The organism is Paenibacillus sp. YIM B09110 (assembly GCF_037167145.1).
In the GTDB taxonomy this organism is placed as follows: domain Bacteria; phylum Bacillota; class Bacilli; order Paenibacillales; family Paenibacillaceae; genus Pristimantibacillus.
On record NZ_JBANSP010000020.1, the window covers coordinates 92,679 to 105,924 of the forward strand.

The 13,246-nt window shown below is 50.1% G+C and carries 10 protein-coding genes; all 10 read right to left on the reverse strand.

From position 1 onward, the window contains the following. Positions 1 to 66: 66 nt before the first annotated feature. The gene (locus tag V8F51_RS23895; protein ID WP_337103013.1) at positions 67 to 1,011 is read right to left on the reverse strand and encodes a bifunctional riboflavin kinase/FAD synthetase; all 945 of its coding nucleotides are present in this window, start codon (positions 1,009 to 1,011) and stop codon (positions 67 to 69) included. 35 nt (positions 1,012 to 1,046) lie between these two features. Further along, positions 1,047 to 1,973 carry a tRNA pseudouridine(55) synthase TruB gene (truB, locus tag V8F51_RS23900; RefSeq protein ID WP_337103014.1) on the reverse strand — a complete coding sequence of 309 codons (927 nt, stop codon included), beginning with the start codon at positions 1,971 to 1,973 and terminating at the stop codon, positions 1,047 to 1,049. A 3-nt stretch (positions 1,974 to 1,976) separates the two neighbouring features. Beyond that, positions 1,977 to 2,966 (reverse strand): DHH family phosphoesterase, encoded by a 990-nt coding sequence (locus V8F51_RS23905; protein WP_337103015.1) that lies wholly within the window; start codon positions 2,964 to 2,966, stop codon positions 1,977 to 1,979. Further along, a complete protein-coding gene (gene rbfA / locus V8F51_RS23910; protein ID WP_337103016.1) occupies positions 2,963 to 3,319 on the reverse strand; it encodes a 30S ribosome-binding factor RbfA in 357 nt (118 codons plus the stop codon). Before rbfA ends, V8F51_RS23905 begins: the two co-directional genes overlap by 4 nt. A gap of 7 nt (positions 3,320 to 3,326) precedes the next feature. Next, positions 3,327 to 6,080 carry a translation initiation factor IF-2 gene (gene infB / locus V8F51_RS23915; RefSeq protein ID WP_337103017.1) on the reverse strand — a complete coding sequence of 918 codons (2,754 nt, stop codon included), beginning with the start codon at positions 6,078 to 6,080 and terminating at the stop codon, positions 3,327 to 3,329. Continuing rightward, positions 6,070 to 6,402: a L7Ae/L30e/S12e/Gadd45 family ribosomal protein gene (locus V8F51_RS23920; RefSeq protein ID WP_337103018.1), complete on the reverse strand. Its 333-nt coding sequence runs from the start codon at positions 6,400 to 6,402 to the stop codon at positions 6,070 to 6,072. Before V8F51_RS23920 ends, infB begins: the two co-directional genes overlap by 11 nt. Beyond that, positions 6,389 to 6,703, reverse strand: coding sequence for an RNase P modulator RnpM (rnpM, locus tag V8F51_RS23925; protein ID WP_337103019.1), 315 nt, complete (start codon positions 6,701 to 6,703; stop codon positions 6,389 to 6,391). Before rnpM ends, V8F51_RS23920 begins: the two co-directional genes overlap by 14 nt. 48 nt (positions 6,704 to 6,751) lie before the next feature. After that, a complete protein-coding gene (gene nusA, locus V8F51_RS23930) occupies positions 6,752 to 7,849 on the reverse strand; it encodes a transcription termination factor NusA (RefSeq protein WP_337103020.1) in 1,098 nt (365 codons plus the stop codon). 42 nt (positions 7,850 to 7,891) lie between these two features. Beyond that, positions 7,892 to 8,353 (reverse strand): ribosome maturation factor RimP, encoded by a 462-nt coding sequence (gene rimP / locus V8F51_RS23935; RefSeq protein ID WP_337103021.1) that lies wholly within the window; start codon positions 8,351 to 8,353, stop codon positions 7,892 to 7,894. Between the two features lie 272 nt (positions 8,354 to 8,625). Next, complete coding sequence (locus V8F51_RS23940; RefSeq protein ID WP_337103022.1) at positions 8,626 to 12,939, reverse strand: PolC-type DNA polymerase III; 4,314 nt, start codon at positions 12,937 to 12,939, stop codon at positions 8,626 to 8,628. Positions 12,940 to 13,246 lie beyond the last annotated feature (307 nt).

Consider the following 13,246-nt stretch of genomic DNA (forward strand, 5'->3'; position numbering starts at 1 on the left):
GTATAATAAGTCACAACGTTGTACAGTATATCATATCGATTAGGCTTTTGTCGAGGCGTTGGTTTACTACGCCTTGAATTGTTGTCTTACTTGGTCGGAATCCCGTCCAATCTGCTTAATAAGTTCGTCCACCGAGCTGAACTTCTGCTCAGCCCTTATGAAGGATTTGAACTCGATTCGGATTGGCTCACCATAGATATCCCGGTTGAAGTCGAACAGATGGGCTTCCATAACGGGCTGAACGCCTTCCTTATTGAAAGTCGGCTTCATGCCGTGATTAAGGACACCTGGGTACGGCTTGCCTTCCAGCCATGCAATGACAGCGAATACGCCAAGTCTTGGCGATACATAAGGATAATCGAAATCGATATTAGCTGTTGGAAAACCGATCGTTCTCCCCCTGCCATCCCCATGTACAACTGTGCCCGTAACTTCGTAGGTTCTGCCCAGCAGCAGCGAAGCAGTATCCAAATCACCTTTCTCCAACGACTCACGAACCCATGTACTGCTAACCTTGGATTCATTCTCGTAGAGCGGTTCAACGATGTGTACGGCAATGTTAGGCGCACCAAGACGCATGAGAGCTTCCGCATTGCCTGCACCTTTGCTGCCGAACCTGAAATCAAAGCCGACGACAACTTGCTTCGCGCCTAAACCGAGAAGAACTTCGTCAACGAATCGCTCTGGTGTAACTGAGGCGAATGAGGTATCGAAGCTCATTACAAATACAAGATCGACACCAAGCTCCTCGAACAGCTTCGTCTTGATGTGCAGCGGAGTCAGGCAGCGGTAATAATGATCGCCTTGTCCCAGCACCTCTTTCGGATGCGGATCGAAGGTCATGACCGCTGACAACTGACCTGCAGCTTTTGCCTCGACCACGGCTCTGCGGATCACGTTCTGATGGCCGCGGTGTACACCGTCAAAGTGGCCGATAGCTATAGAAAGCGGTTTGTCCAGCGACAATGCGGACAAATCGTCTAACGGATATTGAAGGGATATTATCTTCAACGCTGATACACCTGCATTTCCTAATAAGCTTTAATTTACTCGGCGACTGAGGAGAATACCTTAATCGGCTTCAGCAGCGCGTTTTCCGTATCGATCTGAAAGATTCCAATAAACAACCGTTGATCATTATATAAACGCACTAGTCCACCATTATTAGCAACTGAACTGTCAGCTATAACAGCCTGGGCTAAGACTATCTTCTGCCCCAGCAATGCCAGCTTGCCAACAGCGGCAGGTACTTCGGCGATTGGCAGATGGTCGATTGCTTCATCAGCGTCAATGAGATGCTCATTAAGTTGGCCTGATTGCTGCAATTGTTCAATCTGCTCAAGCGTCAAGCAACGCTCGCGAGTAATACCGCCAGACATCGAGCGCGTAAGGCTCGCCATCGTAGCTGGAACGCCTAGTGCCTTGCCAATATCAACGCATAATGTGCGAATATAAGTGCCTTTGGAGCATACAGCGGAAAACCTAATTTCCGGATACTGCAGATCCAGCTTCATGTCCAGAAGCTCCAACTGGTAGATCGTCACCGTTCTTGACTTCCGTTCTACTGTCTTCCCTTCACGCGCTAGCTCGTACAGACGCTTGCCGTCTACCTTAACGGCAGAGAACATAGGCGGAATCTGGTCGATCTGACCAACGAATTGACGCAGCGCCTTGCGCACAGCATCCTCCGTCACTTGCGGATACGGCTGATCTTCGAGAACAGCGCCTGTTACATCCTCCGTGTCGGTAGCTATACCGAGCTTAAGTACCGCCTCATACGCTTTTGGACGCTCCTGCAAGTACTCGACGACCCGTGTAGAGCGGCCAAGGCATAACGGAAGCACGCCTGTTACCATCGGGTCAAGCGTACCAGCATGGCCGATCCGCTTCATCCGCAATATGCGCCTTACCTTTGCTACTACATCATGGGATGTCCAGCCCTCCGGCTTCCATACCGCCAAAATGCCGTCCATGAATTAAACCAACGCCTTTCGAACTGCTTCCACTAGAAGACTAGGCGCAGCATCAAGCGAGCAGTCAAGCCGGCAGCCTGCCGCTCTGACATGTCCGCCGCCGCCGAATGATTGGGCAATTGCCGCTACATCAGCTTTGCCAGCCGAACGCAAGCTTGCTTTCACTGCGCCGTCTTCCGTTTCCTTGAATAAAATGCCTACTTCAACGCCATCCACATTAAGCGCATAGTTAACGATTCCCTCAAGGTCCTCTGGAACGGCCCCCGTCGTACGAATATCGTCCTTGCCAATGTGAACCCAACCGATCTTCAAATCGTCAGTGAAGGTTAGCCGATTAAGCGACAGCTTCAACAGGTTCAGCTTCGCTATAGTCATCTTCTCGAGCAAATGATCGGCGAGTTGATTGCCTGATACGCCAATGGCGAGCAGCTTGGAGGCGATCTCCATCACTCGTGGACTCGTATTGGAGTATCGGAATCCGCCTGTATCGGTGAGCAGACCGGTATAAATGGCCGTCGCACAATCAAGGTCGAGTTCAATGCCGGCATGCTCGATCAAATCATATAAAATTTCAACGGTAGCCGCCGCGTTGTCACGAATGACATTAACGGTGCCGAAGCCGTTATTCGTGGGATGATGGTCGATATTAAGCAGCTTCACGCCTTCAGTAAAGCTGCTTGCAACGTCACCTATTCGGCGGAAGTCAGCGCAATCGACTGATACGACCGTAGCAAATGACTGCTCTAGAGGATTCGCCCGATAATGAACGATCTCCGAGGAACGATGCAAGTAGTTTAGGCGCGAAGGCAGCTCGCCTTCGTTGATGAGTGTGACTGCTTTGCCCAGCTTATGAAGCAACCAGCCTACGACTACCGTAGAGCTGATTGCATCACCGTCAGGCTGTACATGCGATACGACTAGAAAGTTGTCTCCTTCTCGCAAGAAAGCGAGTGCTTCGTCCAACTGCTTCAAGTAGCTCGCGGACCCGATCATCGAGCATCGTTTCCGTTATTGATATCGTCGAGCAATGATTCAATTCGGCTGCCGTACTCGATACTGCTGTCGAACTTGAACAGCAACACGGGCGTGTGGCGCAGCTTCATTCGCTTGCCAAGCTCGGAGCGAAGAAATCCGGTGCCGCGGGCTATTGCCTTAAGCGTCTCTTCCTTCTGCTCTTCGCTGCCAAGCACGCTCAAATATACTTTCGCTTGCGAAAGATCGCTAGTCGTCTCTACCCCTGTTACGGTAATAAAGCCGATCCTTGGATCTTTAAGCTCCATTTGAATAATTTGGCTCAGCTCTTTTTTAATTTGCTCGCTGACCCGCCCTACACGAATTTTTGCCATGCCGTAATCACCTCTCTACCGTTTCCATGACGAACGCTTCAATAATGTCCCCTTCTTTGACATCGCTGAAACGGTCTAGCGTGATGCCGCACTCGTAGCCTTGCGCAACTTCCTTCGCGTCATCCTTGAAACGTTTGAGGGAATCGATCTTCCCTGTATAAACGACAATGCCGCCGCGGATAAGTCTTGCTTCTGCCGAACGCAACATTTTGCCGGAAGTAACCATAGAACCGGCAATCGCGCCAACCTTCGTCACTTTAAATACGTTACGAACTTCCGCATGGCCGATAACGACTTCTTTGTAGATCGGATCAAGCATGCCTTTCATCGCTTGTTCGATCTCGTCGATGACGTTATAAATAACGCGGTGCATACGCACGTCTACCTTCTCTTGCGCGATCGTCGATTCCGCTTGCGGATCAGGACGAACGTTAAAGCCGATTACGATCGCGTTCGAAGCGGAAGCTAGAATAATATCCGATTCCGTAATTGCGCCTACGCCGTTATGAAGAATCTTAACGCGTACGCCTTCAATATCGATTTTCGCGAGCGAGCCTTTAAGTGCTTCGGCCGAGCCTTGAACGTCTGCTTTAATAATAACGTTCAAGTCTTTAATTTCACCGTCTTTAATATGGTTATACAGGTCATCGAGTGTAACGCGTGTATTCGCGCCCATCTCCGATTGACGATGCTTGATCGAACGGCGGTCAGCAATTGCGCGCGCTTTACGCTCATCTTCGAATACCATGAACGGATCGCCGGCTTGCGGAACTTCCGTAAGACCCGTAATTTCCACTGGTGTAGATGGTCCAGCTTCTTTTAAGCGGCGGCCTTTGTCGTTGACCATTGCTCTTACGCGGCCGAAGCAGTTGCCTGCAACGAATGCATCGCCGATCTTGAGCGTACCGTGCTGCACGAGAATACGTGCAACAGGGCCTTTGCCCTTGTCCAGCTCGGCTTCGATAACCGTTGCGCGGGCACGTTTGTTCGGGTTCGCTTTGTAGTCGTTCACTTCTGCAACAAGAAGAATCATCTCGAGCAAGCCTTCAAGGCCGATACGCTGCTTCGCCGATACTTCAACGAAGATCGTGTCGCCGCCCCACTCTTCAGGAACGAGTTCATACTCGGTCATTTCTTGCTTAATCTTATCAACGTTCGCTTCCGGCTTATCGATCTTGTTGACTGCAACGATGATTGGAACGCCAGCTGCTTTCGCATGGTTGATTGCTTCAACCGTCTGAGGCATAATGCCGTCATCGGCAGCTACGACAATGATCGTAATATCCGTTACCTGTGCGCCGCGGGCACGCATGAGCGTGAACGCTTCGTGACCAGGCGTATCAAGGAACGTAATTCTCTTATGATTAATTTCGACTTGGTAAGCACCGATATGCTGTGTAATACCGCCGGCTTCGCCGCCCGTTACGTTCGTCTTGCGAATGGCGTCAAGGAGCGTCGTTTTACCATGATCGACGTGACCCATAATAGTTACGACTGGCGGACGAGCTTCCAGATCCCCTTCTTCATCCGTCTCTTCAACGGTCTCGAAGGAATCCTCTTCGACTGGAATTTTCACTTCTACTTCCACGCCGTAGTCGCTCGCGAGCAGGTGAATCGCGTCCATATCGATCTCTTGGTTAATCGTTGCCATAACACCAAGGAAGATCAGCTTCTTAATGACTTCGGAAGCATCCTTGTGGAGCAGCTTGGCGAGTTCGCCTACCGTCATCGTACCGCGCACAATGATCTTCTTAGGCGTATTGTCGATCTTCTCGCGAGCAGGCTGCTGTTGTTGATATCTGCCGCCGCGTCCTTTCGGACCACGGTTATTGCTGTTGCCGCCTCTGTAGCCGTTAGGCTTGCCATCATCGAAACGCTTCGTATTCGAGCGGCCGTTCTTATCCTTCGCATCGTTGCCGCCGCGATTCGGAGCTTGTGTCGATCTGGATTCGAACGAACGGCTAGGCGCAGCTGGCGCGGACGCCGGACGATTGCCGCCGCCGTCTGGACGAGGAGCGCTTGGACGATTGAAGCCGCCTTGACCTCCGCCTTGGCCTCCCTGTGCTGGGCGACTGCCTTGACCTTGCGAAGAAGGACGGTTAAATCCGCCGCCTTGTCCGCCTGGGCGATTCGGATTCGAGCCGGATTGAGCAGGGCGATTGCCGCTGCCGCCTTGGCCTTGTCCACCTTGACCGCCTTGACGATTTGGATTGGTTCCGGACTGTGCCGGACGATTATTGTGAGATTGCGCTGGACGGTTGTTGCTTTGTTGTCCTGCTGGTCGTTGTTCGCTTTGCTGTTGGGTAGATGGTGTTTTCGTATTAATAGAATTCGTAGGCCCCTGTCTGTCATGATTTGGATTATTGCTTGTCGGCCCTTGCGTCGCCTGAGAAGATTGTGGCGCTTGTGCCGCTTGTGGTGGCTGTGGCTTTCGCTCTTGCTGCTGCTGTTGCTGAGGCTGCTGCGATTGCTGCGACGGCGGACGGTTAGCGCCTTGCTTAGCAGAAGCAGACGAAGATACGGACACGCCCCCGGATGATTCCTGTGCGCGCTTAGCCGCTGCATTCGCCTTAATATCACGGAAGAAGCCTTCAACCTTGTGAACCATTTCGTTTTCCATAACACTCATATGGTTGTTTACAGGCAGGTTCAACCGTTTAAGAATCGTAATAATTTCTTTGCTGCTCATATTGAGCGACTTCGCATATTCATATACGCGGAGTTTATCTTTATTGTCCTTGCTGTCTTGTTTATTGTTCAATATTATCCACCTCCGTATTATGGCTCAGATGACTCGCAATCATTTTTCCGAACTGCGCATCGGTTACCGCAAGCACGACTCGATCCGGCTTGCCTATCGCCTTTCCTAGTTGCTCACGGTCGAATGCTTCGGCGAGTTGTATCCCGTAGGTGCTGCACTTATCGTTGAATTTCTTCTTCGTATTGGCAGAAGCATCTCCGGCAATAATGACCAGATGCACTTGTTTCTGCCTTACCGCCTTCTCCACAATTTCATCGCCGGTGATGAGCTTGCCGGCACGCATGCACATGCCAAGCGACGACAATGCTTTATTCGTCTTCATCGGCGCTCAGCTCCTTGCCGGCAATGAACTGATCCTCGACGGCTACGAAGTCCTGCTCTAATTGATCGTAAATATGATCGCCTACCGGCTGCTTAAGCGCACGATCAAGCGCCTTTGTTTTCTTAGCAAGCTTGAAGCAGCTCACTTTGCCGCACAGATATGCTCCGCGTCCAGCCTTCTTGCCCGTCAGGTCAATCTGAACCTCTTCGGCTGGCGTCCGCACAACCCGGATAAGTTCCTTCTTCGGCATCATCTCTTGACAAGCGACACATTTGCGAAGCGGCACTTTTCTTGGTCTCACCGCGCACCCCTCCTCTGCGAGTTACATTGACAATCGTGTTGCTCTATACTAATCGATCGAGACGGAGTCCTGATGCATCGTGCCTGTCGTTGTTCTTGGACGTCCGTATTCCTGCTCGGCTTGCGTCTCGCTCTTAATATCGATTTTCCAGCCTGTCAGCTTCGCGGCAAGACGAGCATTCTGCCCTTTGATGCCAATCGCAAGCGACAATTGGTAGTCAGGTACGATGACGCGCGCCATCTTCTCTTGCTCGAAGACGATTACTTCAAGCACTTTGGATGGGCTGAGCGCATTCGCCACATATTCCTCCACATTCTCGGACCAGCGAACGATATCGATTTTCTCGCCTTTCAGCTCGCCGACGATCGTTTGAACACGCACGCCCTTCTGACCTACGCAGGAGCCGACAGGATCGACTTCGCTATTGCGCGTATGAACGGCAATTTTCGAGCGGAAGCCCGCTTCCCGTGCAACGGAGCGAATCTCGACAACACCGTCGTAGATTTCCGGCACTTCAAGCTCGAATAGACGTTTCAACAAGCCAGGATGTGTACGGGACAAAATAATTTGAGGCCCTTTGGTTGTGTTCTCAACCTTTGTAATATACGATTTGACACGGTCGCCATGCTTGAACTTGTCAGTCGGCATAAGTTCAGTAAGCGGCAATACCGCTTCTACCTTACCTAGATCGACGAACAGATTCTTCACATCCTGGCGCTGAACGATGCCGTTAACAATATCTTCTTCTTTGTCGATAAAGGCATTATAGATCAGTCCGCGTTCTGCTTCGCGAATACGTTGCGTAACAACTTGCTTCGCCGTCTGTGCGGCAATACGCCCGAAGTCTCGAGGCGTAACTTCGATCTCGGCAACGTCGTCCAGCTGGTAATGCGCGTTAATCTCGCGGGAAGCTTCAACCGAAATTTCCAGTCGCGGGTCAAGAACTTCCTCGACGACGGTCTTGCGGGCATATACTTTGATAACGCCGGTATGGCGGTTAATATCAACCCTTACGTTTTGTGCGGTATTAAAATTGCGTTTGTAGCTGGAAATAAGCGCTGCCTCGATAGCCTCTAACAGCACATCCTTCGTAATGCCTTTGTCTCTTTCGATTTCCTGTAACGCTTCAATAAAATCCATGCTCATTGGAATGGAGTTCCCCCTTTCAAAATAGAAAAAAAACGAATGTTAGAACACGATTGCCAAACGAGCGCTTGCAACCTTCGAATATGGAATACTATGCTCTTTTTTCCCCACAGCAACAACGGCGTTATCGCCGTCAAACGAAAGCAGCAGCCCTTCAAACTCCTTAGCGCCGCTGATCGGTTCGTATGTCGTTATGTAAACGTGTTTCCCGACGGCTTTACGCACATCCTCCGGCTTCTTGAGCGGGCGCTCCGCACCAGGGGAGGACACCTCGAGGAAATAAGCATCCGTAATCGGATCATTTTTATCCAACTGCTCGCTTACGTGTTCGCTAATTCGGCCGCAATCGTCAATGTCGATTCCGCCCTCCTTATCTACGAAAATCCGGAGAAACCAGTTGCTGCCCTCCTTCACGTATTCAATATCGACCAGTTCAAATCCTAGGCTGTCAAGAAATGGTGAAATCATTTCCTCAACAACGGTTTTGATTTTGGATGTGCTCAAATTGACTTGACCTCCTGTATTTTACGCGGTATGCCTGTTTTGCCGAATACAAAACGTAAAGAGTGGGTTTCCCCACTCTTCTGCATTAGAGCCTTTATCATCATCATTGCCACAAAAATTATAACATAACCGCTATAGAGTGACAAGAAATGTTTTCAAGTCCTTTTTCAAACCAAGCGTAAACGGCTGCGCTGTCCTCAGGTGTGGAAGCAATCGTTTCGCGGTGAAATATAAGACTCGTTATAAGTTTGAAGCTTATAAAGTCTTATATTTTAGAACAAGGAAAGCTGGTTAGATTCAGGCAGGCCGCGGAAACAACCCATAGATCCGAGCACCTCGACAATCGTTTTTGTTGCTTTCGATTTCATTTGGAAATCCTCGATTGACAGGAATTCGCCATCTTCTCTCGAAGCAGCAATATTGCGCGCCGCATTCTCGCCGATACCAGCAATCGCTGCAAATGGAGGTATAAGAGAATCGCCTTCCACCTGGAATTTCGTTGCATCCGATCGATATAGATCAATCGGCTTGAACGAGAAACCGCGGGCCGTCATCTCGAGCGACATCTCGAGCTGCGACACCATATTTTTCTCTTTCGGAAGCGCATTGAACCCTTTGGCTTCGATCTCAATCAACTTAGCCAGTATGGCGTCATAGCCTTGGCAGAGCAGCTCCAAATCGAAGTCGTCGGCACGAACCGTAAAGTAGGTCGCGTAATAATGAATCGGATAATAGAGCTTGAAGAAGGCGGTACGCACAGCCGAAATAACATAAGCCGCAGCATGCGCCTTCGGGAACATATACTCGATGCGCAGACAGGAATCAATATACCAGGCTGGCACTTTGCAGCGCTTCATTTCTTCGATCCATTCCGGCGTTAACCCTTTACCTTTACGAACGCTCTCGGTAATTTTGAACGCTAGTCCGGCATCCATGCCGGCTTTGTAGATCAGATACAACATAATATCGTCACGACAACCGATTACGGTCTTGATGTTGCAGGTTCCGTTCTTAATCAGCTCTTGCGCATTGCCAAGCCATACGCCCGTACCATGCGACAGACCTGATATTTGCAGCAAGTCGGCGAATGAAGACGGCTGTGTTTCCTGAAGCATCTGACGAACGAACTTCGTCCCCATCTCCGGCACTCCGTAAGTTGCCACTGAGGAGCGAATCTTTTCTGGTGCGACTTCGAGCGACGCCGTGGAGTTGAACATGCTCATGACTTTCGGGTCGTTCATCGGAATCGTCGTCGGGTCGACTCCGGTCAAGTCCTGAAGCATCCGCATCATGGTCGGATCGTCATGTCCGAGTATATCGAGCTTGAGCAGATTGCTCTCGAAGGCGTGATAGTCAAAGTGCGTCGTCTTCCACTCGGCATTCTGATCATCCGCAGGATATTGCACGGGAGTTACGTCCTCGACCTCAATATAATCGGGAACAACAACGATACCGCCGGGATGTTGTCCAGTGCTTCGCTTAACGCCCGTACAGCCGCTGGCGAGCCTTGCAAGCTCCGCCCCGCGCCACTTCTTGTTATTCTCTTCCTCATATTTCTTCGCGAAACCGTAGGCTGTCTTCTCCGCCACAGTACCGATCGTTCCTGCTCGGAATACGGCCTTCTCGCTGAACAGAACTTTCGTGTAGTTATGGGCAACGGGTTGGTATTCGCCAGAGAAGTTAAGATCGATATCGGGAACTTTATCTCCCTTGAAGCCTAGGAATGTCTCGAACGGGATATCTTGTCCTTCACCCTTCATCGGCTGGTCGCATTTCGGGCACATCTTAGCCGGCAAGTCAAATCCACTCGGCACGCTTCCGTCTAAGAACCATTCACTGTGGCGACAATCCTGGTTTTTACACATATAGTGAGCAGGAAGCGGATTAACTTCGGAAATGCCGAGGAACGTCGCCACGACCGAAGAGCCGACCGACCCCCTTGACCCTACGAGATAACCGTCCGCATTCGACTTTTTCACCAGCTTCTCGGAAATGAGATAGTTGGCAGAGAAGCCGAACTTAATAATCGGAACTAACTCCTTCTCCAGACGGTCGATTACAACCTGCGGTAGATCTTCTCCGTAAAACCCCTTAGCAGTCGAATAGCAAGTATTCCGAATTTCTTCGTCAGCACCTTCAATTATCGGCGTGAACAGCTCGCTTGGGAACAAATCATACGATTCGAACCGATCGGCGAGTTCAGACGTGTTCGTTACGACAACTTGGCGTGCGCGAGCTTCCCCAAGGAACGCGAACTCCTCCAGCATCTCTTCGGTCGTACGGAAGTGTGCATCCGGCTTGCGCTGTGCCTTGAGCGGACTAAAACCTGTAATGCCATTTATCGTAATGTCCCTGTACATCTTATCTCGCGGGTTCAAGTAATGCACATTCCCTGTTGCTATAACCGGTTTGCCAAGCTCATCGCCAATCTGGCATATGCGGCGATGCGCTTGCTCGATCTCCGCCCGGCTTCCGACCAAGCCTTTCTCAACTAAATGCATGTAGAAGTCGATGGGCTGAATTTCCAGCACATCATAGAAGCGGGCAACCTCGGTTGCCTCTTCTTCCGACTTGTTAAGCACCGTCTCGAAAAATTCGCCCTTCTCGCAGCCGGAGATGACTAATAGTCCTTCCCGCAGCTCGACGAGCTTGCTCTTCGGAATCGTAGGGACGCGCTTGAAATACTGCGTATGGGACATCGAAATGAGCTTGTACAGATTTTTTTTGCCTACTGCATTAAGTGCGTAAATATTGCAATGGAATGGACGTGAATTAGATAGGTCCATACCTACATAATCGTTAAGCTGGTGAAGATCGGTAATATTGCGCTCCGCCGCGTCACCAATCAAGCCGAACAGAACCCCGCCAAGCGCAATCGAGTCATCGATGGCCCGGTGATGGTTTTCCAAGCTGATCTTATATTTGTCGGAGAGTGTGTTCAGTCGGTGGTTCTTAAGCGTCGGATGAATGAATCTAGCCAATTCAAGCGTATCGAGCACTGGATTCATCACTTCAGGCATACCGAATGCTTTGCAGGATGCCTGAATGAAGCCTATATCGAATCGCGCGTTATGCGCGACTAATACGTCATCGCCGATAAACGCAATGAACTCGCGCAGCTTCGGTTCCAGCTCCGGCGCATCCTTCACCATATCATCGTTAATATTCGTAAGCTGCTGGATATTGTAAGGTATTTTCTCATGCGGATTAATGAAGGTCGAGAAACGGTCTATTTCTTTCCCTTCCCGCATTTTCACTCCGGCAAGCTCAATAATCTTATTATTAATAACAGACAAGCCTGTCGTCTCAATATCGAATACGATGTAAGTAGCAGTTGTGAGAGCTTCGCTTCTTGATTGCAATACCATCGGCACAGCGTCATTGACAACGTTCGCTTCCAAACCAAACATAACTTTAATGCCATGCTTCTTAGACGCTTTGAACGCGTCGGGATAACATTGGACATTGCTATGATCCGTAACGGCGATTGCCTTATGTCCCCATTTCGCAGCCGTCTTCACGTAATCGCCGATCGGCGTTACAGCATCCATGACACTCATCGTCGTATGAAGATGGAATTCGACACGTTTCTCCTCGGCCTTGTCCTTGCGTTCCGGCGGAGAACCAATCTCGTGCAGGTCATTCGGCATCATGACAAGCTCAGGCTCTTGCATGAAGCGGTCGTATTCGATCCTGCCGCGCGCCTTCACCCATTTGCCATTAGCGAGTTGACTCAGCACTTTCACGTCATCCTTCGTCTTCGCGAACATCTTCATCGCAATGGAATCCGTGAAGTCCGTTACGTTGAACGTAAACAACGTGCTGCCGTTGCGAAGCTCCTTCATATCAAGCCCGAACACCGCGCCTTGTACCGTTATTTTCTTCTCTTCCTCTTGTATGTTCATAAGCGGCACAGCTTCTTCGCGAATGTCGTAGCCGACAGCAAGCTTAACGGATTCCTCGTCGTCACCTGAAGATGAGTATTCCGATTGCGAGCTGGCCATCAGCTGCTGCACAACTTCACGTTCTTCTTCAACAAGCTTCAGATTGAACTCGTCCAATATTTCTTGGCGGGATTCGCTCACGATCATCTTCACTTTGCATGTGCGGTGAAAGCTCGTTTCGTAGAAACGGACGATCTCCTCATCAAGTCTCTTCTTGCGCGCCAGCTCCAGCCCCGTTGTATCGAGCAGCGACAGCGTAAGCAGGTCTCCCTCTACATCAATCGTTGCCTTCTGCAGCCATCCGTTAACCGATGCAATCTCGCGCTGCGCCCATTCCATGAACAAGCCCCAGTATTGCTGTAAAATCGATTCCGTCTCGACAATGGGGTCATAGATAAGCTGAAAAGAAACGGCGGCAATATGCTCGAATTTCATTTTCGCAGCTTGGCAGAAGCCATTATACGCCTGTAAAGGCACCATGGACGTTTTGCGGATGCAAAACGTCCATTCCCGATTGCTGTTGCTTACGATTACTTGATCAATATAGCCGTCTTGAAAATAAGATTGTATAAGTTCCTGCGGCAGTCCTGCTTGCTGCAATAACAGCTCGAAGCGCTGCCGCTTGTCACCGGTTTGGCTCATGTTTATCACTCCTTATGATCCAATCCCAAGGTGAAACGGCTTTCGCCGTCTTTTGACGGTGCAGCGCGTTTCATTCCGGAGAAGTATAGGCGTAAGTATAATAGTGAAACGATATACTCCTATACTTTAAGAAGAAACGCCTAACGGCGTCCTTTCTATAGACGTCATCGTTTCGTCGAAACGTATAGAAAAAGTATGAGAAAATTATATACTTTCCTATACGTCAAGGTGAAACGCGCAGCGCCGTCCATTGGCGGCGCTGCGCGTTTCATTCCGGAGAAATATAGAGAAAGTATGGCAGATTGAA

What these genes read in the sequence shown, in the direction of transcription:
- truB (WP_337103014.1), bottom strand. Translation starts at nt 1,973, where the DNA reads ATGGACGGCATTTTGGCGGTATGGAAGCCGGAGGGCTGGACATCCCAT.
- V8F51_RS23905 (WP_337103015.1), bottom strand. Translation starts at nt 2,966, where the DNA reads ATGATCGGGTCCGCGAGCTACTTGAAGCAGTTGGACGAAGCACTCGCT.
- rbfA (WP_337103016.1), bottom strand. Translation starts at nt 3,319, where the DNA reads ATGGCAAAAATTCGTGTAGGGCGGGTCAGCGAGCAAATTAAAAAAGAG.
- V8F51_RS23920 (WP_337103018.1), bottom strand. Translation starts at nt 6,402, where the DNA reads ATGAAGACGAATAAAGCATTGTCGTCGCTTGGCATGTGCATGCGTGCC.
- nusA (WP_337103020.1), bottom strand. Translation starts at nt 7,849, where the DNA reads ATGAGCATGGATTTTATTGAAGCGTTACAGGAAATCGAAAGAGACAAA.
- V8F51_RS23940 (WP_337103022.1), bottom strand. Translation starts at nt 12,939, where the DNA reads ATGAGCCAAACCGGTGACAAGCGGCAGCGCTTCGAGCTGTTATTGCAG.